19 protein-coding genes and 1 pseudogene are annotated in these 24,740 nt (G+C 48.1%); 2 read left to right on the top strand and 18 right to left on the bottom strand.

Annotated features, from left to right (window positions below; genetic code table 11):
- Positions 1-9: 9 nt before the first annotated feature.
- From DXA55_RS13040 to glgB, 9 genes are all read right to left on the bottom strand, one after another.
- Positions 10-993, bottom strand: a complete 984-nt coding sequence (locus DXA55_RS13040; RefSeq protein WP_117814418.1) for a DHH family phosphoesterase — start codon at positions 991-993, stop codon at positions 10-12.
- The gene (rbfA, locus tag DXA55_RS13035; protein WP_022462931.1) at positions 980-1,366 is read right to left on the bottom strand and encodes a 30S ribosome-binding factor RbfA; all 387 of its coding nucleotides are present in this window, start codon (positions 1,364-1,366) and stop codon (positions 980-982) included. Before rbfA ends, DXA55_RS13040 begins: the two co-directional genes overlap by 14 nt.
- A gap of 15 nt (positions 1,367-1,381) precedes the next feature.
- Complete coding sequence (infB, locus tag DXA55_RS13030) at positions 1,382-3,937, bottom strand: translation initiation factor IF-2 (RefSeq protein WP_117814393.1); 2,556 nt, start codon at positions 3,935-3,937, stop codon at positions 1,382-1,384.
- Between the two features lie 29 nt (positions 3,938-3,966).
- Entirely contained in the window at positions 3,967-4,278 is a 312-nt protein-coding gene (locus DXA55_RS13025) for a L7Ae/L30e/S12e/Gadd45 family ribosomal protein (protein ID WP_055221524.1), read from the bottom strand.
- Positions 4,262-4,540, bottom strand: a complete 279-nt coding sequence (gene rnpM, locus DXA55_RS13020; RefSeq protein WP_022462929.1) for an RNase P modulator RnpM — start codon at positions 4,538-4,540, stop codon at positions 4,262-4,264. The genes DXA55_RS13025 and rnpM overlap by 17 nt, the downstream gene beginning before the upstream one ends.
- A 30-nt stretch (positions 4,541-4,570) precedes the next feature.
- Positions 4,571-5,752: a transcription termination factor NusA gene (gene nusA, locus DXA55_RS13015; RefSeq protein ID WP_117509187.1), complete on the bottom strand. Its 1,182-nt coding sequence runs from the start codon at positions 5,750-5,752 to the stop codon at positions 4,571-4,573.
- 31 nt (positions 5,753-5,783) lie between these two features.
- Positions 5,784-6,251 carry a ribosome maturation factor RimP gene (gene rimP, locus DXA55_RS13010; protein ID WP_022462927.1) on the bottom strand — a complete coding sequence of 156 codons (468 nt, stop codon included), beginning with the start codon at positions 6,249-6,251 and terminating at the stop codon, positions 5,784-5,786.
- A gap of 166 nt (positions 6,252-6,417) precedes the next feature.
- Positions 6,418-7,290, bottom strand: coding sequence for a mechanosensitive ion channel family protein (locus DXA55_RS13005; protein WP_055228615.1), 873 nt, complete (start codon positions 7,288-7,290; stop codon positions 6,418-6,420).
- Between the two features lie 3 nt (positions 7,291-7,293).
- Positions 7,294-10,008, bottom strand: a complete 2,715-nt coding sequence (gene glgB / locus DXA55_RS13000) for a 1,4-alpha-glucan branching protein GlgB (protein ID WP_117814417.1) — start codon at positions 10,006-10,008, stop codon at positions 7,294-7,296.
- Positions 10,009-10,109: 101 nt separating this feature from the next.
- On the opposite strand from glgB, the gene DXA55_RS19620 reads away from it, so the two are divergent.
- Positions 10,110-10,364 (top strand): DUF6783 domain-containing protein, encoded by a 255-nt coding sequence (locus tag DXA55_RS19620; RefSeq protein ID WP_416388117.1) that lies wholly within the window; start codon positions 10,110-10,112, stop codon positions 10,362-10,364.
- On the opposite strand, the gene DXA55_RS12995 is transcribed toward DXA55_RS19620, so the two are convergent.
- The 7 genes from DXA55_RS12995 to DXA55_RS12970 all read right to left on the bottom strand — a co-directional run bounded on the left by DXA55_RS12995 (position 10,289) and on the right by DXA55_RS12970 (position 19,797).
- Complete coding sequence (locus DXA55_RS12995; protein WP_117814392.1) at positions 10,289-11,524, bottom strand: hypothetical protein; 1,236 nt, start codon at positions 11,522-11,524, stop codon at positions 10,289-10,291. The two genes, DXA55_RS19620 and DXA55_RS12995, sit on opposite strands and share 76 nt — an antisense overlap.
- 317 nt (positions 11,525-11,841) lie before the next feature.
- On the bottom strand, positions 11,842-13,146 hold the full coding sequence (locus tag DXA55_RS12990) for an ATP-binding cassette domain-containing protein (protein WP_270423095.1): 1,305 nt from the start codon (positions 13,144-13,146) through the stop codon (positions 11,842-11,844).
- Positions 13,147-13,158: 12 nt separating this feature from the next.
- Complete coding sequence (oppD, locus tag DXA55_RS12985) at positions 13,159-14,907, bottom strand: oligopeptide ABC transporter ATP-binding protein OppD (protein WP_055221530.1); 1,749 nt, start codon at positions 14,905-14,907, stop codon at positions 13,159-13,161.
- Entirely contained in the window at positions 14,862-15,887 is a 1,026-nt protein-coding gene (locus tag DXA55_RS12980) for an ABC transporter permease (protein ID WP_242998542.1), read from the bottom strand. The genes oppD and DXA55_RS12980 overlap by 46 nt, the downstream gene beginning before the upstream one ends.
- A gap of 6 nt (positions 15,888-15,893) precedes the next feature.
- A complete protein-coding gene (locus tag DXA55_RS17865) occupies positions 15,894-16,679 on the bottom strand; it encodes an ABC transporter permease (RefSeq protein WP_242998540.1) in 786 nt (261 codons plus the stop codon).
- A complete protein-coding gene (locus DXA55_RS17860; RefSeq protein WP_242998537.1) occupies positions 16,637-17,464 on the bottom strand; it encodes a hypothetical protein in 828 nt (275 codons plus the stop codon). Before DXA55_RS17860 ends, DXA55_RS17865 begins: the two co-directional genes overlap by 43 nt.
- 119 nt (positions 17,465-17,583) lie before the next feature.
- Positions 17,584-19,797 carry an ABC transporter substrate-binding protein gene (locus tag DXA55_RS12970; RefSeq protein ID WP_117814391.1) on the bottom strand — a complete coding sequence of 738 codons (2,214 nt, stop codon included), beginning with the start codon at positions 19,795-19,797 and terminating at the stop codon, positions 17,584-17,586.
- Between the two features lie 833 nt (positions 19,798-20,630).
- Here DXA55_RS12970 and cysS point away from each other — a divergent pair.
- A pseudogene (gene cysS, locus DXA55_RS12965) lies at positions 20,631-22,078 on the top strand (cysteine--tRNA ligase).
- A gap of 282 nt (positions 22,079-22,360) precedes the next feature.
- Here cysS and DXA55_RS12960 read toward each other — a convergent pair.
- Positions 22,361-23,524 carry a phosphoglycerate dehydrogenase gene (locus DXA55_RS12960; RefSeq protein ID WP_117814389.1) on the bottom strand — a complete coding sequence of 388 codons (1,164 nt, stop codon included), beginning with the start codon at positions 23,522-23,524 and terminating at the stop codon, positions 22,361-22,363.
- Positions 23,524-24,606 carry a 3-phosphoserine/phosphohydroxythreonine transaminase gene (gene serC / locus DXA55_RS12955; RefSeq protein WP_117804398.1) on the bottom strand — a complete coding sequence of 361 codons (1,083 nt, stop codon included), beginning with the start codon at positions 24,604-24,606 and terminating at the stop codon, positions 23,524-23,526. The genes DXA55_RS12960 and serC overlap by 1 nt, the downstream gene beginning before the upstream one ends.
- Between the last annotated feature and the right edge of the window lie 134 nt (positions 24,607-24,740).

The raw sequence follows: 24,740 nt of genomic DNA, 5'->3' as shown, positions 1-24,740 counted from the left end.
GTTTCCTGTTTATGCTTCTTCCTCTGTCGTCTCTTCTTCCTCTTCTGCAAGAAGCTGTTTTTCGATATACAGAGTCAGATTGTTGATTACATCATACGGAGAACCTGACATCGTGCAGCCAGCCGCACGGGCATGGCCGCCGCCGCCGAATACGGCTGCGATTTTGCTCACATCAACCAGCTCGTCGGAGCGGAGGCTTACTTTGAAGACCTGCGGCTCCAGCTCATACAGGAAGATCGCTACGTGAACGCCTTCTGTATTTTTTAGCTGGCTGACAATGCCGTCCATATCTCCCGGTGTCAGGCCATAGAAGTCCATGACCTTCTTCCGCACGATACCGACAATACACTGCTTGTCGAGAAGCATGATGCTCTCTGTCAGCGTGCGTCCCATAATCTGGTTCTGTACATATGTTTTCTTGAAGAATGCATCCTCGATGATTCTGGTAAACGGAACTCCCTTTTCCATCAGAGCGGCCGCAACCCGCATCGTGTGCGGAGAAGTGCTGCTGTACTGGAATACGCCGGAATCGGTCACAATACCGGTGTACAGCGCCTCGGCGCACGGCTCGGAGATCTTTTCTTCCTCCAGAAGTCCGAACAGCACCTCGCAGGCAGAGCTTGCATCCGGCTCTACGTGATTGATTTCGCAATATTCTGTATTCGTCACATGGTGATCGATGCAGATCGTCTTTCCCGCTTTTGCAAGAAGCGGTACGGCAACGCCGATGCGTTCCTCGCTGGATACATCCAGAAGGACCACAAGGTCGTACGCTTTCTCTTCACAGCTTGTCTTTACCTCAGAAAAGCCCGGAAGATAGGAAAATTCCGGCCGTGGATCCTCAAGATAGACATCTGCCTGAATCTCCGGCCGATTGTCGCGAAGATACTGGTATAATCCCAGGCAGGAACCGATGCAGTCACCGTCCGGACGAACGTGTCCGGCGATGGCCATGCAGGAGACTCCGTTTAGAATTTCATCAATTTTCTTCATTTTCCTCATCCTTTTTGTCTTCTTTGTGTGTTACTTCATCAATCAGTTTCGACATCGTAACGCCATATTCAATCGACTCATCCAGGACAAAGGTCAGCTCCGGTGTATTGCGGAGGTTAATGGTCTTGGCCAGCATACGGCGGATGAAGCCCTCCGCGCTCTTTAAGCCGCGGATGGTTTCTTTCTTCGCCTCATCATCGCCAAACACACTGATATATACTTTACACGTCTTCAGATCCGGCGCTACCTCTGCCGCTGTGACAGAGGTCATCATTCCGATGCGCGGATCCTTGATCTCGTTCCGGATGATGTTGGAAAGCTCTTTCTGTACTTCCCCGTTGATCCTGGTGTTTTTAATACTGTTTTTTCTCAACTTAATTCCTCATTTCTATCTCGGCACTTCTACCATGATATAGGCCTCGACCTGATCGAACTCCTGAAGATCGTTGAATCCTTCAAATACAAGACCGCACTCATAGCCGGAGCGCACTTCTTTGACATCGTCTTTGAAACGTTTGAGGGATGCCAGATTTCCTTCGAAGATCTGGTTTCCTTCGCGGCTGATTCGAACTTTGCAGCCTCTCTGGAACGTTCCGTCCAGTACATAGCTTCCGGCGATCGTTCCGACACCGGATGCCTTGAAGAGCTGACGTACCTCGGCATGGCCGATAACTTTCTCTTCGTAAACCGGCTCAAGCATACCCTTCATGGCTGCCTCAACATCCTCAATTGCCTGGTAGATGACACGGTACAGACGGATGTCTACGCCGTTCTGCTCTGCCATGGATTTTGCGTTCGCATCCGGGCGTACGTTAAATCCGATAATGATGGCGGAAGATGCGGTTGCCAGCATAACGTCGGACTCGTTGATCGCACCGACACCGCCGTGGATGACGCGTACGGCAACTTCCTCGTTGGAGAGTTTGACAAGACTCTGTTTTACTGCCTCGACAGATCCCTGTACATCGGCTTTGACAACGAGTGCCAGTTCTTTTAAGTTACCCTCCTGAATCTGGTTGAACAGATCATCCAGGGACATCTTCGCTTTTGTCTCCTCAAGCAGGTTCTTCTTGTTCTCTGCCACGAAGGTTGCTGCGAAGTTCTTTGCTTCTTTATCGTTATCGGTCTGAACGAGGATCTCTCCTGCGTTCGGAACATCGGAAAGTCCGAGGATCTCAACCGGAGTAGACGGGCCTGCCTCTTTGACGCGGCGTCCCTTATCATCCATCATCGCACGGACTTTACCGGAGCATGCGCCTGCTGCGATGTAATCGCCGACATGCAGGGTACCTTTCTGTACCAGAATGGTAGCAACCGGTCCTTTTCCTTTATCCAGCTCAGCCTCGATGACAAGACCTCTTGCTTTCCGGTTCGGGTTTGCTTTCAGCTCGAGCACTTCGGAAGTCAGAAGGATCATCTCAAGCAGATCGTCGATACCTTCGTTGTTCTTTGCAGATACCGGAACGAATACGGTGCTTCCGCCCCAGTCCTCCGGAATCAGTTCGTACTCGGAGAGCTCCTGTTTTACACGCTCTACGTTTGCGCCTGGTTTATCGATCTTATTGATCGCAACGATGATCTCAACGCCGGCTGCTTTTGCATGGTTGATTGCCTCAACGGTCTGCGGCATCACACCGTCGTCTGCTGCGACAACGAGAATGGCGATATCCGTTGCATTGGCTCCACGCATACGCATAGCGGTGAATGCCTCATGTCCCGGGGTATCGAGGAACGTAATCTTCTGTTTGTTGATCGAAACGGTGTATGCACCGATGTGCTGGGTAATACCGCCAGCCTCGCGGTCGGTGACATGGGTGTTCCGGATGCAGTCCAGAAGAGATGTTTTACCGTGGTCAACGTGTCCCATAACGCAGACTACCGGCGGACGCGGAACCATGTCTTTTTCATCCTCTTCGTCCTCTTTTAAGAGCTCTTCGATCACATCGACTTTCTCTTCCGGCTCAGCGATGATATTATAATCAAGCGCGATTTCCTGTGCTTTTTCGAAATCGATCTCATGGTTTACAGTAACCATCGTTCCTTCCATGAACAGTTTCTTTACGATGACTGCCGGCTGCATTTTCATCTTCTCAGCCAGCTCGCGGATGGTCATTTTCTCCGGCAGGGTAATCTCCTTTACCTCGTCCTTCGGAGCTTCCTGTTTCGGTTTGTTGACCGGTTTCTGGAGCGCTTTCGGGAGTCTGGACTGCTGATGATGTCCCTGGTTCGGACGGTTTCCGCCTCTTCCTCTGTCTTCACTGAATTTATTTTCTCTTAAAGAATCTTTGTTTTTGTCTTTTTCTTTTCTTCCTGTATCACGGCCTGGCTTCTTGATGCCAAGGCTCATTGTATCGCCTGCAGAGCTCTTATGCTCGGTTCTGCGGCGGTCTCCTCCCGGACGGCGGTTCTGATTCTGGGAATCATCATCCTTTCCTGCGAACGGTCTTCCGCCATTATTTCCCGGTCTGCCTCCGTTTGGACGTGCGGAACGCTCACCGAATGGTCTTCCGCTTCTCTCACCGTTTCCGCTTCTTCCGCCGTTATTGCGGTCTCCTCCCGGACGGTCTCCGCTGCGGTTCGGGCGGTCTCCATTGTTTCCGCCGAAGCGGCGCTCTCCCTGCGGACGGTCTCCATTGCGGTTCGGACGATCTCCATTTCCGCCGTTTCCGTTTCCACGGTTCGGACGGTCCTCGCTTCTTCCGTTTTCATTGCGGTTTCCTTCCGGACGGCCGTTTCCGCGGGACGGACGGTCTTTTTTCTGTCCCTGGTTCTTTGTGAACTCTTTTGCTTCTTTACTTGTTGCGTTCTGCGGACGCACAACGGAAATAATTTTCTTTTTCTTCGGTTTTGCCTGCTCTTCCGGTTTCTTCATTTCCATGTTTTCTGTATCTTTCTTTTCCAATGATCTTTTCTCCTCTTTCTGCGGTTTTCGTGTTTCCTGCATCCATCCACCGACCTTTCCGGCCTTACGCCTTACGCTTCTGCCAACAATGCTGCTATTTTTTCTGCAAAATGCGCTTCACATACGGCAAGGGAAGAACGGTATTCTCTTCCGATGGCTCTTCCAAGCTGCTCTTTGTCCCCAAAAAGAATGCATGGCACTTTATAGTATGCACACATATTGCGAAATTTCTTCTGTGTATTGGCCGACGCCGTTTCCGCCAGAATGACAAGGTATGCGCTGCCGCTCTTTACGGCCTGCTCGGTCGCAAATTCGCCGCTCGATACCTTACCCGCCTTCATGGCAAGGCCCAGCATGGATAATCCTTTACTTTGACTGTTCAATCTTCGCAAATGCCTCCTTTAACTGCTCATAAACCTCTGATGGAATTTCTGCCTTCAGAGAACGGGAAAGTCCTTTGTTTTTCATTGCTTTCCCAAGACATTCCAGAGAGCAGACATAAGCACCGCGTCCGTTCATTCTTCCGGTTGTGTCCGGAACAATCGTTCCTTCGGTGGTTTTCACCACGCGGATCATTTCTTTTTTGTTTTTCATTTCATTGCAGCCAATGCATTTACGCAGCGGCACTTTACGAACTGTACTCAAATGCTCATCCCGCCTTTGTTTTTATTTTAATTACTCTTCGTCTCCGGCTTTCTCTGCTGTTTCTACATCATTCTCGTCGAAGTTTTCTTCTGCAGAGATGGTTTCCTCCTCTGCTGCGGACTCATCGTAATTGTCCTCTTCCTCGTATTCCTCTTCTACGTAGTCGAAGTCTCCTGCCTCGCGTGCCTGGGTCTCGCTCTTAATGTCGATCTTGAATCCGGTCAGACGTGCGGCAAGTCTTGCGTTCTGTCCCTCTTTACCGATGGCAAGGGAAAGCTGGTAATCCGGAACGATTACTTTTGCGGTCTTCTCCTCCGGGTCTGCCATAACGGAGATAACTTTTGCCGGGCTCAGTGCGTTCTCGATCAGGAGTGCCGGGTTCTCATCCCATGTAATGATGTCGATCTTCTCTCCGTTCAGCTCATTGACAACCGCGTTGACACGGCTTCCGTTCATACCGACGCATGCGCCGACTGCATCGACGTTCGGATCGTTGGACCATACTGCCATTTTCGTACGGCTTCCTGCCTCACGGGCAATGCTCTTGATCTCTACGATGCCTTCTGCAACCTCGGAAACCTCAGACTCAAAGAGACGTTTTACGAGTTCCGGATGGGTACGGGATACCATGACTTTCGGTCCCTTGGTTGTATTCTTTACTTCCAGAACGTATACTTTCACACGCTGGGTCGGCTCAAATTTCTCGCCTTTGACCTGCTCGTTCTCGGTCAGCAGAGCGTCTACTTTACCGAGGTTGATGCTGACGTTGCGTCCCACATAGCGCTGTACCACACCGGTAACCACATCGTGCTCTTTCTCGAAGTACTGATCAAACAGAACTTTACGCTCTTCCTCACGGATCTTCTGAAGAATGACGTTTTTGGCATTCTGGGTTGCAATACGGCCGAACTCTTTGGATTTGATTTCTACCGGAACGATATCGCCGAGTTCATAGCGGGAGTCTGCACGTTTTGCATCGGAAAGGGCGATCTCCATGATCGGATCCTGTACCAGATCAACAACGGTTTTCTCTGCTACGACTTTGAAATCACCAGTCTGGGCGTTAATGCTTACCTTTACATTATCTGCTTTGCCAAAATGGTTTTTACAGGCCTGGATCAGCGACTGCTCAATTGCCTCAAGCAGGGTATCTTTGCTGATATTCTTCTCTTTCTCAAGAACTTCAAGGGCCTCCATTAATTCTGTATTCATTTTTCTCTTTTCCTCCTGTATCTGCGTCTGTTTAGAAATCAAATGCTAAACGGATCAATGCAATATCGCTTTTCTGGAAGACGCGCTCTGTTCCGTCCTCCTCCAAAATGGTCACACTGTTATCATCATATGCGGTGAGTATTCCGTAAAATTCCCGGTTTCTCTCGATCGCACGGTATGTCCGGATTTCCAGCTCTTTTCCCATGCTTCTCTTATAGTCTTTCTCTTTTTTCAGCGGACGTCCAAGGCCCGGGGAGCTGACCTCCATGATATAGGCGTCATCGATAAAGTCCTCTGCGTCCAGCCGGTCAGAAAATGCACGGCTGACGATTTCGCAGTCATCCACGGTAATTCCGCCTTCTTTGTCGATGTAAGCACGCAGGTACCAGGTACCGCCCTCTTTGACATACTCCACATCCACCAGTTCAAAACCATTGGCTTCTACAATCGGAGTGATCAGTTCTTCTGCCTTCTGTTCGTATTCTTCTCTTCTGCTCAAATCCTCACCACCTTTTTGATTCAGGGAAACTTTCGAAAAATTCTTTCATTTCCCTGTACACAAGAAAGAGTGGACGAAATCGTCCACTCCTTAACAGTCACTTATTAACAACTTTACTATAGCACCTTTTCCGTGCAATTGCAAGGGTTAATTTTCAAAATATCCTTTATTTATCGCCTTTTCCGGCTTTTTTGTTCGCCGGTTCCGGGCAGATGTGGACATCGAGCTGGTTATACGGGATGGAAATTCCCGCCGCGTCAAACTCTTCTTTGATGCGCTCATTCATTTTCCATTTGACCGGCCAGTAATTTTCCGTTGCGACCCAGGCGCGCAGACCGACCGTGATCGCGCTCTCGCCCAGCTCATCTACGAAAAACTGCTGCTCCTCCGACTGAAAATGCGGCTCCTCCTCAACGAGGCGACGCAGGATGTCCTTCGCTTTTCTGATATCGGACTCATAAGAAATGCCGACTTTGATCTCCAGCTTTCTCCGGTCCATCGCCGTCACGTTGATGATGGTGTGGTTCGTCAGATTGGCGTTCGGGATCATGATGGTACGGTTGTCGATGCTGTTGATTGTCGTGTAATACATCTCAATCTTTTTGACCGTTCCCTCCTGGCCTTCGCCCGGGAAGATAATGTAGTCACCGACCTTAAATGGCTTCAGCAGCAGAATCATCACCCCGCCTGCAAAGTTCGAGAGACCGCCCTGCAATGCCAGGGATACGGCAACGCCGGCGGAAGCGATGGCTGCTGCGATCGACGCTTCGGATACGATACCGAGCTGAACGATAATGGTCAGCACCAGCAGCGTGTTCAGACTGTATTTCACCATGGAAGCGGTGAAACTGACCACCGCCTCCTCCGTGTGAAAACGCCGCATGTTTTTCCGGATCAGATCGCAGAGCCACAGGATCAGTTTGCGTGCAACCAGAAACAGAATTACTGCAAACACGATCTTCAGCACCAGATCGGCAGCCGAAGAGGCCTTGTCGATCCAGTATTCATAGACGCGTTCCGCCGCTGTCAGATTCACCATGTGTTATCTCTCCTCTGTCTCGAATTTTCTCTGCAGCTCCTCGCCGAGTTCACTCATGCCTGTGCTTTTTTTCGTTTTTGTCTCTGGTTTTGCCTCTGATTTTGCTTCCGACTTGGTTTCCGGCTTTGTAGCCGGCTTCTTTTCCGGATCGGCGGCTGCGCGGTATTTTTCCACGGCTTTTGCTGCCTCTGCCGCTGCGGATTTTCCGGCTTTCACCAGCTTGTCCACCGTCTGCTCTACCGTTTTCACCGGTTTGCTGTCGATCGCCTGCTTTACTGCTTTCTCCACCTTCTCTGTCGCAGTCGTAGTTCCCTGCTTTTTCTCTGCGGTTTTCACCGTTTTTTCCGATACCTTTTTCTCTGCTTTTTGGGCAGTCTTTGTTGTTTTCTTTGCTTTTACTGCTTTTACTGCTTCTTCCGTTTTTCCAGCCGGTTTTCCCTTCTTTCCGGTTTTCTTCTCTGCTGCCGCTTTCGCTGCAGTTTTTGCCTTTGCGCTCTTATTGCTTGCAGCGCCCGTCTCCGGCTTCGTATAAGAAAATACCTGAACAGAAAGCGGTGCGAGTTTTACGGTAATCGAGTTTTTCCGCTCGTCGCACTCTGTTTTTTTCGACATTTTCACGCGTGGATTTCCGACGCCTGTTCCGCCATAGCTTTCCGCATCGCTGTTGAACATCTCTTTGTACTTTCCTGGATACGGCACACCAATGCGGAAATCATCGTACTCGACATTCGAGAAGTTGCATACGACAAGCAGCGTATCTTCTTTCTTCCTTGTTCTGCGAAGGAAGATCAGAAGATTCTTTTCCCACTCCATGCCATTGATCCACTCAAAGCCCTCCGGCTTTTCGTCAAGCTGATACAATGCCGGATTTGCTTTGTAGAATGCATGAAGTGCCGCCATATAGTTCTTTAACTGCAGATGTTCCTTGTCCTCAAGAAGCTCCCAGGACAGGGACTGTTTCTCATTCCACTCTTTTTCCTGTCCGAATTCCTGTCCCATAAACAGAAGCTTCTTTCCGGGATGCACCATCTGATAAGCGTACGCCAGACGAAGATTTGCCATTTTCTGCTCCGGTGTACCCGGCATTTTGGTATACATGGATCCCTTCAGATGAACCACTTCATCGTGCGACAGACTCAGCATGAATTTCTCCGAGTATGCATATACCATAGAAAAAGTCAGCTGATCGTGATGTGCCCCGCGGTATACCGGATCGTTTTTCATATATTCCGTAAAATCATTCATCCAGCCCATGTTCCACTTGTAGTCGAAGCCAAGTCCTTCATCGTCGAGTTCTCCCGTCACCTTCGGCCATGCGGTCGATTCCTCTGCGATAAGAAGCGCATCCGGGAACTCTTTTTTGAAGATGGAGTTCAGATGTTTTAAAAATTCGATTGCCTCAAGGTTCTCATTTCCGCCGTAGATATTTGCGACCCACTCCCCGTCCTGCTTGCCATAATCAAGATACAGCATCGATGCAACCGCATCCATACGGATTCCGTCGGCATGGTACTCTTTTGCCCAGAAAAGCGCATTGGCGATCAGGAAGTTCTTTACTTCCGGTCTGCCGTAATTGTAAATCAGCGTGCCCCAGTGTGGATGGGATCCCTGTCTCGGGTCAAAATGCTCGTACAGACACGTTCCGTCAAACGCAGAAAGTCCGAAGGTATCGCGCGGGAAGTGTGCCGGTACCCAGTCGAGAATAACACCAATGTCGTTCTGGTGCATCGTATCCATAAAATAGCGGAAGTCATCCGGCGTTCCGTATCGTGCTGTCGGTGCGTAATAGCCCGTTACCTGATAACCCCAGGATTCATCGAGCGGATGCTCCATCACCGGCATCAGCTCAACATGGGTGTAGCCGAGCTCTTTCACATAAGAAGCCAGCATCGGAGCGATCTCACGGTAGTTATAAAATTCACGGCCATCGTCCGGTTTTTTCCAGGAGCCAAGATGCACTTCATAAACAGAAATCGGCGCTTTGTCGCCCTGTGTGACACCACGCTTCTTCATCCAGTTCTCATCCTGCCAGGCATATTTTCCAAGATCAACCACAACACTCGCATTGTTCGGACGCAGCTGTGCTGCATTCGCGTATGGATCCGATTTCAGATACGTCAGACCGCCCTTTGCCTTAATTTCATATTTATAGATGTCGCCCGCGCGAACACCGGGGATAAAGAGCTCGTAGATTCCGGACTCCAGAAGATTCATCTGATATGCTCTTCCGTCCCAGTTATTGAAATTTCCGACAACACTGACACGGATCGCATTCGGTGCCCACACAGCGAAGTAAACACCGCTGATACCATCGATCTTTACCGGGTGTGCACCCAGCTTCTCATAGATGGAATAACAGATGCCGTTTTCAAACTGTTTCTGTTCCTGCTCGGTGAACTGCATCGGATAGGCGTACGGATCGTAATGCTCCATCTGGTTTCCGTCGCCATCCCAGTAGATCAGCGTATAGGACGGAATTTTCTTCCCTGGAAGCAGCACAGCGAAAAATCCCGCCTCATCCTCGCAAACCATCTCGGTCTGTTTTCCGTCGCGGATCGTATGTACGGCTGCACGGGTTGCACCCGGGAAAAACGCCTGAATCAAAATACCATCCTCCGTTACGCGCGGTCCCAAGATGTCTCTTGGATGATTTTCCTCGGAATAGACCACGGCTTCTATTTCCGCCCAATCCATATAATCGTATAATTTTTCTTCCATTTTCAAAATTATAACCCCTCCTTTTTTATTTTACGTGCTCTCGCTGCTGCTTCCCCCATACAAAATCGCATAAAAAAGCACTCATTCATGCCAGAGCGTGTTTGAAAAAAGCTTTTCGTGAGCTGCGAGTCCCATTTTCAGCCCAAACGGTCTGCAGCAACCGGATAAGGTCAAAACAGATCGCGAAGTGGGGCTTGCAGATTGTGGAAATGATTTTTCAAATTCTGTTTTTATTCTACCATCCTAACTGCGATTGTACAATGCAAATCTGGTTTGTTTTTTATTCATTTCCTACGATTACGGCAAGATCTTCATCTGTCGTCTGCATCTCATCGTCCTCAAACCAGATGCTGTAAATGTTCTGTGAAGTCAGTGTTTCCAGGGACTCCCTGGAAAGCGATTCGGCCTGATAATCAGAAAATGCTGCAAGCAGCGTATTGGCACAGCCATATTCACCGGAATAGACGATCAGTTCGGATGCTGCTGTGTGGTCTTTTCCGTCTGCCGCGCTAAGATACGGCGTGCACATCGTTTTGTCCTGATACTGATAATAGCGGTACGCATCCGGGCTGCCCGCCTGGTAAGCGTGGAAAAACACGATGCTTTTCGGTCCTTCATACATCATTGTTCCGTATGACTGGATTTCGTTCCCGGAAAGATGATACAGCGGATACCGGTACTCTTTTTCTCCCGTCTCATCGAGACAGCGCACGAAACCGTCCTTACTGGAAATAATGCCGAGCTGATAGCCCTCGCCGCGAATCGTATCCGCCAGATAATCAATCAAAAAAGCATTTTTCATCCAGAAAAAGTCGAGATATGCGGTATAGCCCATCTCTGCGGCATACGCCTGATACGCGTCTGACACATGCAGACAGACCTGGTTTTCCCCTGACAGCTCCAGTGAAATATCATCCGGGTTCTGTGTAAAGGCAGCAACTGCTGCCGTTTCTTCTGCTGCCGCATCGTTCCGGTTCGGATCAAACTGCGCTGCAGCCGCATCATCATTGCTGGCGCAGAGATTTTCCAGGGACGCATACAGCGGTCCCAGATAAATTTCCCGGCAATTGGCATCGGATACTTTTTTCAGTGCATCGTATAAAACCGGATCTACCGTCAGCACTTCATTCGGATGCTGGTTGATATCATACAGGTTTGTCACATCCTCAAAGCTCTCATCTATATTGAAAAGCCGGTAGCCTTTCACCGCCGCATCTGTGTAAAGCAGCGAAAGCGCCTTTGCCTCCCCGCCTGCGGAAACCCCACTTGCGCCAACGTTATATTTCAAGGTAAAATCCTCACCGCAGTTCAAATCCGCGCCTGCCTTTACACTGATCTCACGCCAGCCGGAATCTCCGTGCAGAAAGTTCATAAAACCATACACCAGAAAACCGGATCCAATCGCCAGAAGCAGTACTACAAGCAGGATGCGCCGTCCGACATTTTTTTCGGAAAGCCAGACCTTCTGTACCGGCTTTGGCAGCCGTCTGTTCGGATCTTTTACTGTTCTTCCCATTTTTTTGCTCCTCTTTCATTCTAATTTTCCTTTTCCGCTGTGATTTATTGTCCCAAAAAACACATCGCCCGTCAAGTAAAATCGGAACGGAATTCATCTCGCACTTCGTTCCGGAAACCACAACTTTTTAATTTACAGAAAACTTCAACGAAGTTTCCTGTAAACTATGAGAAACACGCTCCGCGAGTTTCTCAAGTTATCGCGGCAGTCGCCAAGGTCTCGTGCAAGCACAGACTTTGGCTCGTTGCTCGCGTAAATCAAAAAAGCGGCACCGGAACCTTTTTTCTGGTTCCGGGCCACTTTTTCTTTCCTGTCCACTATAGGGCAACTAAAATCAATGCAATGATAAAGATCAGGAGAATCACGGCAAGTACAGCAAATCCGTACAGCGCGCCCTGCTTGCATGCTTTGTAGTTGTGATAGTACTGTTTCTTTTTGTATACCATCGCTGCTATGATACCGATGATCGGGAAGAAGAATGACAGCACTTTGTACCAGACGCTTCCGGTATCGTGAACCGGAGTTTTCAGGAATTCATCTTCTGCCTTGGAAAGATGAACCTCGTGGTTCTCCTCTTTTACTTCCTCGCCAGGCTTTCGGATGGTGATCGGCTGCAGCGGCTCTCCCTTTTCACGGAGTGCCTTGTACTCTTCGATCTCTTTTTTATTTCCATATACAAAGTGGTTGTGTCCGATATCCACGAATTCCGGTTTGTCCACGGAATAATCATGGATGGACGGGTCGTAGGTGTACAGCACCTTATTCTTCTCGAGCTGCGGATCCGGAATCGGAATCGCAGAAATCAGAGAATGCGTGTATGGGTGCAGCGGGAAGTTAAACAGCTCCTCTGCATCCGCAACCTCTACGATATTTCCTTTGTAGATAACACCGATACGGTCGGAAATGAACCGAACGATGGAAAGGTCATGAGCAATAAACAGATAAGTAACCTGTTTTTCTCTCTGGAATTTTTTCAGCAGATTGAGGACCTGGGCACGGATCGATACGTCCAGTGCGGAGATCGGCTCATCGGCTACAACCAGCTCCGGCTCCATAACCATGGCACGGGCCAGACCGATACGCTGGCGCTGTCCGCCGGAGAACTCATGTGGGTAACGGGTCAGGTGCTCCGGCAGAAGACCAACCTCGTTGATCATGTTCTCTACCTTTTTCACACGATCTGCCTCGTTCTCGTACAGATGGAAGTTGTAAAGACCCTCGGATACGATATAATCGACCGTCGCACGCTCATTTAACGATGCGGCCGGATCCTGGAATACCATCTGAATGTTTCGGATAACCTCCCGGTCCAGGGAATGCGGAATCTTACCGGAAATTTTAACGCCCTTATACAGGATCTCTCCTGCGGAACACGGATTGACACGAATGACCGCACGGCCGATCGTTGTCTTTCCGGAACCGGACTCGCCTACGAGGGAGAAGGTCTCTCCCTTGTAGATGTCAAAAGAAGCATTTTTTACCGCTTTGACTGCGTCATCGCCCTTGCCGAAAGTGATATCTACATTTTTTACCTGCAGTAAGATTTCTCTTCCATTTTCGTCAATCGGACCATGCTCCGGCAGATGCGAAACAGTGGTCTTGCTTTCCTGCTTTGTAGACACTTTCAAACTCTCCTATAAGTTATATGCTTTTAACAGTTTTTCGTGAATATTCTGAATAGCTTCCGGTTTTTCTGTCTTCGGCGCTCTCGGATCCAGCAGCCAGGTCTTGGCATAGTGGGTATCCGTTACCTTGAACATCGGCGGCTCCTCCAGAGTATCAATCTTCAGACAGTACTGGTTACGCGGTGCAAACGGGTCTCCGATAATCTTATTGTACAGAGACGGCGGCGTACCGGTAATGGAAAACAGCTTTGTATTCCGCTCCGCAAGCTGCGGCAGGGAAGAAAGCAGCGCCCAGGTGTACGGATGGCGCGGATCGTAGAACAGCTCTTCTACGTTCGCAAACTCGATGATCTGTCCTGCGTACAGAACGGCAACACGGTCTGCGATATTCGCTACGACACCAAGGTCGTGGGTAATAAACACGATGGTGTAGTTGTACTCTTTCTGAAGATCCTTGATCAGCTTCAGGATCTGTGCCTGAATCGTAACGTCCAGCGCAGTTGTCGGCTCATCGCAGATCAGAATCTTCGGACGGCAGGAAAGTGCAATCGCAATAACGATACGCTGTCTCATACCGCCGGAATACTGGAACGGATAATCATCGAAACGCTGCTCTGCGTTCGGAATACCAACCTTTTCCATCAGCTCAAGCGCCTGTGCTCTTGCTTCCACCTCGCTGACATTCTGATGCTTCATGATAACAGAAGTGATCTGTTTTCCGATTGTGATAATCGGGTTCAGGGAAGTCATCGGATCCTGGAATACGGTTGCAATTTTCTTGCCGCGGATCTGGCCCCAGTCATTCGGATCCTGGATTTTTGCCAGGTTAATGATACAGGTTCCATGAAGCCGCTCCGATGTCTCATCCAGATAGCGCACGCGGAAGGTAGCCTGGTCGAAAACGCCGTTTCGTTTCTGCTCGTCATTCAGATCCACACCGCGTTCCATCGCAGCTTTGAATGCCTCGTGCAGCTTCTTGATCATGCGAACCTTTTTACGCAGTTTGTAACGTCCGACAGAAAGATAGATCTCTTTGGCAAGAATCTCGTTTCTCTTTCTCGTCTCGTCCGTAATTTCTTTTGCTGTCAGACCGGCGTACTCTTTTTTGTACTCTGCCATTTTTGCCTCATACGCCTGATTGTAGGCCGTATCGTTCATGGCAGCCTGTTTGTGTGCCTTGATTTTTTCCTCTTTTGCTTTCTGCAGAGCCTTGATCTCTCCATCCAGTCGGGAAATCTCGGCAGATGTCTCTTTGATTTTCGCTTTTTCTTTGGAAGTATCGAGTGTCTGCTTATAGTTGAAAAGTTCGGTTCTCTTTATTACAAGTTCCTTGATTTCAGCATCTGCTTTCTCACGCTCTTCCTCGCTCAGCGTCATTTTTTCTTCTTTTTCCTGCTCCAGCGCCTTCATTTTCAGGAATACTTCTGAACCATATTCCAGTTTGGAATACTCATTCAGTTTTTCCCAGGTGGATGCGATGGTCTTTTTGGCATAAGAGTTCAGCGGCACAACGGTATCGCTCAGCTCGGCATCGTTAAAAATGATATCTCCCTGATCGATGAAACCGTTGCTGTCCAGCATACCTGCAAACGCTTTCGTGAATACGGATTTACCGGCACCGGATTCTCCTACGATAGCAATGGACTCATTCTCGTAAATATCCAGCGTTACGCCCCGGATTGCCGTCAGGATACGGCCGCGGACACGGAATTTTACCTGTAAGTCCTTAATCGATAATAATACTTTTTTATCTTCCATGCGGCTTTCCTTCCTACATATGTGTTCTCGGGTCGGACGCATCTCCAAGGTTCTGTCCAACTACATATAATACTACGGTGATAATTGAAGCGACAACAACCGGACTCCAGAATTCGAATCCCCATCGGTGTCAGCATGGCACCCTCAGCCTCATAGATCAGTCTTCCCAGAGACATGTCAGAAAGTCCCATACCGATGTAAGCCAGGAACACCTCGTAAGAGATGTAGGACGGAATCTCAGTTGCCGCCAGAGTAACAATGACAGATGTCATAAACGGGAGAATATTCTTCATCGCAATGCGGAAAATCGAAGTTCCAAGACATTTTGATGCCAGATTATACTCTCTGTCACGGATGATAACGACCTGCGTACGGATAAAGTACGCGATGGCAAGCCATCCGGTAACGGTCAGTGCAAATACCATGGTCCAGAAGCTCGGAGAAAAGATAAGCACCAGGACGGAGATCAGAAGTACATACGGAATATTTCCGATGATGTTGTAAACCTCCATCATGAAGACATCAACCTTCTTCGAAAATCCCCAGACAGATCCGACAATCACACCAATCGAAAGGTTGATGAGCGCACAGATAAACGCCAGGGAAACTGAAATTCTGGAACCAAACCAGACAGCATCAAAGGTCGACTGTCCGGAAGCACCGGATCCTAAAATCCAGTGAATATTGAATCCAAGCTGCTGCAATGCTTTGCTTGGAGACAGATGTTTTGTCGCGCCGTTCATCAGATTGGCGAAACGGTCGTACTCCACAAAGAGCGGATACACATACGTCATCAGCAGAATCACACCCAGGAGGCAAAGTACGGCAATATTGATTTTTTTCTTAAAAAATACGCGGAACACGGAATGCCAGTAGGAATATCTCGGAGCCGTAATTTTCTCAGACTCCAGAGAGCTGTTATCTACAGGAGAAAACAGTTCTTCCTCAGACAGACCGAATTTATCTAAATCATAATTCATAAGTCCCTACCTGTCTTTCGTTGAGAATGAGATTCGCGGATCCACCATGGACATCAAAACGTCGCCCAGGATGATGGAAATCACGGAGAGCACTGCGTAGAACAGTGTAACACCTACGATAACACCATTATCATATTTGCTGATTGCTTCGGTCAGCAGATTACCGGCACCAGGTACTACGTACACACGCTCGGTGATGATGGCTCCGGTCAGTGCGAACAGTACGCTCGCCGGAACACCCTGCACGATCGGAATCGCTGCGTTCTTCAAAATGTGTTTCGTAAAGATTTCTCCCTCTGTCAGTCCACCGGATCTTGCGAATTTTACGTAATCGGAGTTCATCTGGTCGATCATGTATCGACGCAGCCATTTCATCAGGTTTGCCACCTGCGGCAGTGCCAGAGAAACGATCGGCAGAATATACATCAGCTTGCTCTTCGAATCCATGTCAAAGGTGGTTGGCAGACCCATTTTTCCTCCGATTGCCTTAAACAGGAAGATATAGGCCAGTGAAGGTACTGCTATAATGAATACAATATAGATGGTTCCAAGCTGGTCAACCAGTTTGTCTTTCTTTCTCGCCATCAGAATGCCAAGCGGCACTGCGATGAGATAGGAAAGAATTACGGCAATGATACCGATCACAAAGGAATAGCCGATTTTTGATTTACCACTCTTAACTGTATCCACGTTGGTATAGTCATCTGTGAACCGATCGGAATGAACAGCGCTTGCATCCTGAGATTCGCTCATATACGTTGCGCTGTGCAGATCGTCTGCACTGTATTCCACCAGACCGCTTGGGTAGGTATCTCCGATTTTACGTAGGATCCCTGCGCGCGGGTCATGGTCAGTGCTACATCCACACCCTCATTTACGGAATAGGACTTTCCTAAATTTATGGTGATTATATTCTGATGGAAATATGGGAATTTTGAGTCAAAGTACATCAGGTACTTGTGTGTTGTGCCATTTCCCATGATGGCCGGTGAAAATTTCTTTCCCCCATATACCGGATCGTGTAAGGTAAATGTAATCCCCCTCTTACCTTCTACCTTTGCAGCATCGTGAATGCTGTCGATGTCAATCAAACCGGAAAAATATTTTCCGAGACGTGTTGCAAGCGGAATATCCCTGTATGCAAACAGCTGCTGCTGTCCGCCGTTGGCATATTTTTTCTTACCCATCATGATCGCATCGTATCTTCTTACGGTGTAACCTTTTGCTTTATAATAAGCTGTAAATTCCTTTACATATTCAGATACCAGTTCTGAATCCTGGTCTTTCGTTCTTCCGAATGCTACTGCTTTGGATCTCGTATCCTCGTCAATTTCGCCTTTTGCTTTGAGAGCGTTCAAATAATCTGCATAGGTTACATAATCAAGATATCCGTATGTCTCCCACTTCTGATATTTGTACACCTTTTTCTGGTTATTGCTCTGATGGGAATAGGTGGTATCCTGTGCGAAAATCAGATTTCGGTCCATCAGAGAATAGATCATAGTCATAACGCATCCAACGACGATTACTACGGAAACAAGGCCATGCAACAAACGCTTAAAAAGATATTTTGTCATATTCTCTCATTCCTTAACACAATATGACAGGGGAATGGCTTTTTTTGTCCCCATCCCCCTGCCGGTTTATTCATTGGCTTTCAACTGTTCTGGTCTTTCCAATTTTACCTTTTCCAAAATTAGAAGATACCGAAACATTTGGTCATGTATCCTTCGTAGTCCGGAAGCATGGTATCCAGATAAGAGCACGGATCACCAAAGTCCGGACCCCATCCGGAGACATCATATACGTCGTAGTTTTGTTCATAACCATAGTTTACATAGTATCCTGCATAGTACCATCCATCCAGGTCTACGGCATCAACCAGATTGATCACAACTTTTCCGCCAAGGGCAGCCTCTACTGATTTCTTGTAGGAGTTTGCTTTGTTGGTGTAAACTTCTACTGCAGACGGATATGGATACTCAATCTGGATCGGGTTGCTCTCATCGATGGTGATACCGTCTTCTGCGAGCTCCTCGATTGCGGTATTCAGTTCTTCTACTGCGTTTTCCGGATTGTACCATCCATCAAAACCATCGCTGGTCTTGTTTTCGGCATCCCATACTTTGATCTTCACGCCGTCGGCGTCGATCTGTTTCTGTACGATTTCACCATAGTAGGTGCCTGCCGGGAAGGTTGTGTCGGTTCCGTTGATCTGAATGGTAGTGTCTTTTGACAGGCTTACGAAATATCCCGGGGTAAAGGTATTTCTAAGGGAAGTATACTTCAGATCCTCGCCAACCTGCTGTGCATTGTAAGCGCCACGATCTGCTGCAAAGCTGATCGCTCTTCTGAAGTGAACGTTCTGCAGTGCTTTGTTTGTTCTCTGGATTTCTTCGTCAGACTTTGTACTCTTTGCTGTTGTTCCGTCGTTGGCATTTGCAGTCGCAGTACGGTTGATATTGTAGAATCCCATGAAGGAAGTAGCGTCGGTATCTGAAACTACTGCGTACTGGTCGTACAGACCTTCGGATTTTGCTGTCTCCATAGTGGAGGTGTTCAGGTTTACATAGTCAACGGTACCTGCTTTTGCATCTGTGTACATTTTGGTAACATCAGACTGGTCATTGAACAGCCAGGTCAGGGTTTTAATGTTTACGTTGTCTTTGTTCCAGTAAGAATCGCTCAGTTTAAATACGATGGTATTTTTCGCTGTAGCGTTGGTTACCAGGTACGGTCCGCAGTATGCGATGGAGTTGGAATCTTTTCCGTACTGATAATCTGCTGCGGAAGAATCGTACTCAGCACCGAATTTACCACCCTGGGACTGATAGTAGCTTCTGCTCATCGGCATGAAGATGGTGTAGCCCAGCATGGTCATGAAGTAGCTGCATGGCTCTTCCAGTGTGTACTCTACGGTATAGTCATCAACAGCTTTTACACCAACCTCGTCGAAATCGGTAACTTCACCGCTGATGTACTGGGATACGTTTTTGATCACGCCCTGTACCAGGTATTCCAGACCGCCCTGTGCATCACACATGTGCTGCATTCCGGCCACGAAGTCATCTGCTTTTACAGTATCCACTTCACGTCCCTGGGAATCGGTCCATTTTACATCTTTACGAAGGTGGAAGGTATAGGTCAGTCCGTCATCGGATACTTCATAGGATTCTGCCAGTGCCGGCTGCAGAGTTCCCTCTACATCGTACTCCATCAGTCCGTCATAGGTATTGATGATCGCATCGGTATCTGCCGCACGGGAAGTTGCAAGTCCGTCCCATGTTACCGGATCGCTCGCATACGGCATGGAGAAGCTGTCTTTTAAGGTGTAACCTTTTCCTGCCAGATATTCTTTTACCCAGCTCTCATAGGTTCCTGTTCCTTTAAGCTCATCCCATTTTGCTCTCATTTCGTTGTAATCTTCTGCCTTGATAAAGTCAGTTGTTACAACATACTGATGATAACGGTCCTTATCGCTTCCCCAAAGTGTATAGTCCTTGGTGCGCGGAGCCATTCTGTACATCGCGTACATACCACCTCTTGAGATGAGCGGGTACATCATGGCAGACTCCATCAGTTTTCCCTCGGCAACTGCCATCAGGGCATATCTCTCATCCACCGTTTCTGCTTCCTTTGCAGTAGCAAGTGCATCGTTGAAATCTCCCAGTGCCTCATTGTAGAGCTCTGTGCTGGTCTCGTCGTATCCTTCCGGCATTTCGGATTCCTCTGCCTCGGCTTCGCTCTCACTGCTTGCAGATGCGCTTGCATCACTTTCGGAAGATGCGCTGCTGCTTACGCTTACACTCTCATCTGCCGGATCAGAACTTCCGCTGCCGGAATTTCCGCAGGCAACCAGGCTTGCAGTCATACTCATAACAAGTAATGCGCTTACAATTTTTCTTTTCATAATTCTTCCTAACTCCTTTCATGGATTCGCGTTGTTTTTGCATCATCCGGACATTTACCGGAACGGCTTCGCCATTCCACCGTTTTTCATTTTGGCACTTTACCACATCAAAACGAATAGTACAAAAAGGAGATGCGTCCAACAAGATTTGTTTTCTTCATCCCTCATGCCCGTACATTTGTCCGTTTGTCCAAAAACAACTGGGTTCATTATAACCAGAACTCTCTCTGTTTGTCAATATCCGATGCAGGAGAAAAGTGTATAAACTGCATTTAAAGTCATCAAAATCCTCTATTTTCCTCTTTTTGGGTATTGTTCTGATGCTGTTTTTCTATTTTCCTGTATTCTTCGGTTTTAGAATAAAAAAAGATTACACAAATAATTGTTTCTTTCCATTTGCGTTCTGCAGCACTGTCTTTTTGTATTTGTTTCAGATTTTGCTCCGGGAAAGAATCCTGCCGGACGCAAAAACAGACTTCTGAAAATCACATTTCTTCTTATTTAAGAGCGTCATACTGTTTTTTACTTTCGTTTTTTACTTTCGTTTTTTACTTTCGTTTCCTTCTTTTACAAAGCAAAGCCTTCCATGAAGACCGCTCACACCGAAATCACTTTCTTACTTTTTGTCTTCGACAGTCTCCGGACTATTGACATCAAAAAAAAATCCTGCTAATATTAATTTTAATAAGGAACCAGTGCAGTACACGGAAAACAGGCACCGCACGCGGCGTCTCTGATATCCTTGTCGGATACAGCAGACGCTTTTTTGCTTTCTTGTGTATCATCACTTCTGCATCCGTATCCGCACGAAAAGAAAAAAGGAGACTTCTTTTATGTATCTTTATAATTCTGCAACCCATAAAAAAGCTGAATTCCTGACACACACACCGGGCCGTGTAGAAATGTACACCTGCGGACCTACCGTTTATCATTTTGCGCACATCGGAAACCTGCGCAGTTATATTATGGAGGATGTCCTGGAAAAGGCACTCCGCTATGAAGGCTACGACGTCAACCGTGTCATGAACATCACCGATGTCGGCCATTTAAGCTCCGATGCGGACACCGGCGAGGACAAGATGGTCAAAGGTGCAAAGCGCGAGCACAAAACAGTCATGGAAATCGCACAGTATTACACCGATGCATTCTTTGCGGATTGCAAAAAGCTGAACATCAAGCGCCCGGATGTCGTACAGCCGGCAACGGGATGCATTGACGAATATATCAGAATCATTGAAAAACTGATGGACACCGGCTACGCTTACTTTGCCGGCGGAAATGTTTACTTTGACACCAGCCGTCTCGACCACTACTACGTATTCAACGATCACGACGAGGATGACCTCGCGGTCGGTGTACGTGAGGGCGTAGAGGAAGATACAAACAAACGCAACAAAAATGATTTCGTTCTCTGGTTTACGAAATCCAAATTTGAGAACCAGGCCTTGAAATGGGATTCCCCGTGGGGCGTCGGTTATCCGGGATGGCACATCGAGTGCTCCGGTATCTCCATGAAATACAATGGCGAATACCTTGACCTGCACTGCGGCGGCGTAGACAATGCATTCCCGCACCACACGAACGAGATCGCACAGTCCGAAAGCTATCTTGGCCACGCCTGGTGCCCGCAGTGGTTCCATGTACATCACCTGAATACATCGACTGGAAAGATGTCGAAATCGAAAGGTGAGTTTTTAACCGTTTCTCTTCTTGAGGAAAAAGGTTATGATCCTCTCGTCTACCGTTTCTTCTGCCTCCAGTCTCATTACCGTAAGGCGCTTGTCTTCACCTGGGAAAACCTGGACAACGCCAAAATTGCCTACGACAAGCTGATCGCCCGCATCGCCGCTTTAGACCCGAAAGACGGACCGGCCGAGGAAGCTTCTATGACTGCTTTAAAAGAGAAATTCCAGAAAGCGCTCGATGCCGACCTCAACACCTCGCTTGCCATCACAACGCTGTACGATGTGTTAAAAGCAGACATGCATGATGCTGCAAAGCTGGCGCTTCTCGACAGTTTCGATCAGGTACTCGGTCTTTCCCTTCTCGCTCATGCAGATGCGAAGAGAAAAGAGGCTGCAAAGACAACTTCTGCTTCCACCGCGTCCGGCTATCAGATTACCGGCGAAGGAGATCCGGAAATTGATGCTCTTGTTCTGAAACGATATGAGCAAAAAAAGCCAAAAACTTTGCAGAAGCAGATAAAATCCGCGATGACCTGAAAGCCCAGGGCATTGAAGTTGCTGATGTACGCGGCGGAGCCGTCTGGAAACGGATCTGATCTGCACGAAAGAGGAACTCTGATTTTCTTCTTCATTTCCTACGAAGGAAACAGGGAATTTCATGTGCTGAAAGCAACAACCGACCAGTATATTACCTGTGAAAACGCGGCTGCACTTTCTATTAAACTTCTTCCAAAGAGAACTGCTCTGATGCGGCAGTTCTCTTTTTTATGCTTTTTCACCTGCTGCTTGCGGCTTCCTTCGGATGCATGGCATCGAAAAAAAGACGGCATCCATTTTCCGGATACCGCCTTTTTTGTTTCTTTCGGATGGCTGTTTCTTTATTTAATAATACGAACCCTTAACACGCCGTCTACTGCTTCCAGCGCTTTTACGATCTCTTCTGTTGCTTCGCTTTCCAGATCCATCATGGTGTAAGCGTAATCGCCTTTACCTTTGTTTGTCATGTCGCTGATGTTGACACCGGCGTTACCCATAACGGTGGTAAATGCACCCAGCATACCAGGAATATTCTTATGGCAGATGGTCACACGGCCTGCTCCTGTGCATACACCCATATCACAGTTCGGGAAGTTGACGGAGTTTTTGACGTTTCCGTTCTCCAGGAAATCACGGATTTCTTTAACTGCCATGACAGCACAGTTATCTTCGGATTCTTTGGTCGATGCTCCAAGATGCGGAGTAACGATGGTTCCCTCTGCGCCGACTACCTTCGGGTTTGCAAAGTCAGTCACATATTTTTTCATTTTTCCGGCCTTTAATGCTTCCAGAACAGCATCCTCATCAACCAGGAGGTCTCTTGCATAGTTCAGAAGAACCACGCCGTCTTTCATCTCATCGATCGCTGCCTTGTTAATCATACCTTTTGTGCTGTCCATCAGCGGAACATGAATGGTGATATAATCGCAGGTACGGTAGATATCTTCCACGTTCTGGATATGATGAATGTCACGGGACAGATTCCATGCCGCATCGACAGAAATGTACGGATCGTATCCGTATACTTCCATGCCAAGATGGGTTGCTGCATTTGCTACAAGCTGACCGATCGCGCCAAGTCCGATGATACCGAGCTTCTTTCCGCTGATCTCACAGCCGGCAAATTTCTTTTTCTGTTTTTCTGCTGTCTTTGCAATGTCGCCGTCTTCTTTGTCGCTCTTCACCCACTCAATACCGCCTGCGATATCGCGGGATGCAAGCAGCATGCCGGCAAGCACCAGCTCTTTGACGCCATTTGCATTGGCTCCCGGTGTGTTGAATACAACGATACCCTGCTCTGCGCAGTCGGCAAGCGGAATGTTGTTGACACCGGCTCCTGCTCTTGCTACGGCAAGAAGACTTTTCGGCAGCTCCATACCGTGCATGGCTGCACTTCTGACGAGAACCGCATCGGCTCCCTCCAGGCTTTCACTCTGCTGATAGTTTTCATTAAAATTTGCAAGGCCTACGCCTGCAATCGGATTTAAGCAATGATACTGAAACATTAGAGATTTTCCTCCTCGAACTTTTTCATGAAGGCTACGAGTGCTTCTACGCCTTCCTTCGGCATTGCATTGTAGATACTTGCACGCATACCGCCGACGGTACGGTGACCTTTCAGGTTCTCAAGTCCGGCTTCTTTGGACTCTTTGACGAATTTTGCATCCAGATCTGCATTTCCGGTGATAAACGGAACGTTCATCAGAGAACGGTCTTCCGGTACAACGGTTCCTTTGAAGAGCTTGCTCTGATCCAGGAAATCATACAGCAGTTTTGCTTTTTCTTCGTTGCGCTGTTTCATGACTTCCAGTCCGCCCATTTTCTTCAGCCATTTGAACACTTTGCCGCACATGTAGATGCAGTAGCAGTTCGGCGTGTTATACAGAGAGCCGGCATCTGCATGCGTTTTAAATTTCATCATGGTCGGTGTTCCCGGCAGGACATCGTCGGTAATCAGATCGTCACGGACAATGGAGATGACCATTCCGGCAGGTCCGATGTTTTTCTGGACACCGCCGTAGATGATGCCGTAATCGGAGACATTAACAGGTTCGGAGAGGAAACAGGAGGAGACATCTGCCACCAGGGTTTTGCCCTTGGTATTCGGCAGTTTTTTGTATTTGGTTCCGTAAATGGTGTTGTTTTCACAGATATAAACATAATCGGCATCCGGGCTGATCGGAAGATCGCTGCAGTCCGGGATGTAGGAAAATGTTTTATCCTCAGAGGAGGCAATTTTGTTTGCCTTTCCGTATTTCTGTGCTTCTGCGTATGCTTTCTTTGCCCACTGGCCTGTTACGATGTAATCTGCGACACCGTTTTTCATCAGGTTCATCGGGATCATGGAAAACTGCAGCGATGCACCGCCCTGGAGAAACAGGACTTTGTAATTTGACGGGATTCCCATCAGATCGCGAAGGTCTGCTTCTGCCTCATCGATAATATTCTGGAATACTTTGGAACGGTGGCTCATCTCCATGACGGACATGCCGCATCCGCGGTAATCCAGCATTTCCTCCTGGGCTTCTTTCAACACTTCCTCTGGCAGAACTGCCGGTCCTGCGGAAAAATTATAAACTCTGCTCATTTTTCATCCTCCTGTTTCTCTTGCTACTTTATATTACTGGAAAACCACCGTTCCTATGCCGGTGGTTTTCCTTGTAATCGTTTGTACCTGTATTGCAGTTTTTCTTACAAGTCTGCAATTCATATGGTAATACG

The sequence above is a fragment of the Blautia sp. OF03-13 genome, from assembly GCF_003460685.1.
GTDB classification, from domain to species: Bacteria; Bacillota; Clostridia; order Lachnospirales; family Lachnospiraceae; genus Fusicatenibacter; species Fusicatenibacter saccharivorans.
The sequence above is the reverse complement of the archived record's forward strand: the minus strand, read 5'-3'. Positions and strand labels throughout refer to the sequence as shown.

What these genes read in the sequence shown, in the direction of transcription:
- DXA55_RS13040 (WP_117814418.1), bottom strand. Translation starts at nt 993, where the DNA reads ATGAAGAAAATTGATGAAATTCTAAACGGAGTCTCCTGCATGGCCATC.
- infB (WP_117814393.1), bottom strand. Translation starts at nt 3,937, where the DNA reads ATGCAGGAAACACGAAAACCGCAGAAAGAGGAGAAAAGATCATTGGAA.
- nusA (WP_117509187.1), bottom strand. Translation starts at nt 5,752, where the DNA reads ATGAATACAGAATTAATGGAGGCCCTTGAAGTTCTTGAGAAAGAGAAG.
- DXA55_RS13005 (WP_055228615.1), bottom strand. Translation starts at nt 7,290, where the DNA reads ATGGTGAATCTGACAGCGGCGGAACGCGTCTATGAATACTGGATCGAC.
- glgB (WP_117814417.1), bottom strand. Translation starts at nt 10,008, where the DNA reads ATGGAAGAAAAATTATACGATTATATGGATTGGGCGGAAATAGAAGCC.
- DXA55_RS12995 (WP_117814392.1), bottom strand. Translation starts at nt 11,524, where the DNA reads ATGGGAAGAACAGTAAAAGATCCGAACAGACGGCTGCCAAAGCCGGTA.
- oppD (WP_055221530.1), bottom strand. Translation starts at nt 14,907, where the DNA reads ATGGAAGATAAAAAAGTATTATTATCGATTAAGGACTTACAGGTAAAA.
- DXA55_RS12980 (WP_242998542.1), bottom strand. Translation starts at nt 15,887, where the DNA reads ATGAATTATGATTTAGATAAATTCGGTCTGTCTGAGGAAGAACTGTTT.
- DXA55_RS17860 (WP_242998537.1), bottom strand. Translation starts at nt 17,464, where the DNA reads ATGACAAAATATCTTTTTAAGCGTTTGTTGCATGGCCTTGTTTCCGTA.
- DXA55_RS12970 (WP_117814391.1), bottom strand. Translation starts at nt 19,797, where the DNA reads ATGAAAAGAAAAATTGTAAGCGCATTACTTGTTATGAGTATGACTGCA.
- DXA55_RS12960 (WP_117814389.1), bottom strand. Translation starts at nt 23,524, where the DNA reads ATGTTTCAGTATCATTGCTTAAATCCGATTGCAGGCGTAGGCCTTGCA.
- serC (WP_117804398.1), bottom strand. Translation starts at nt 24,606, where the DNA reads ATGAGCAGAGTTTATAATTTTTCCGCAGGACCGGCAGTTCTGCCAGAG.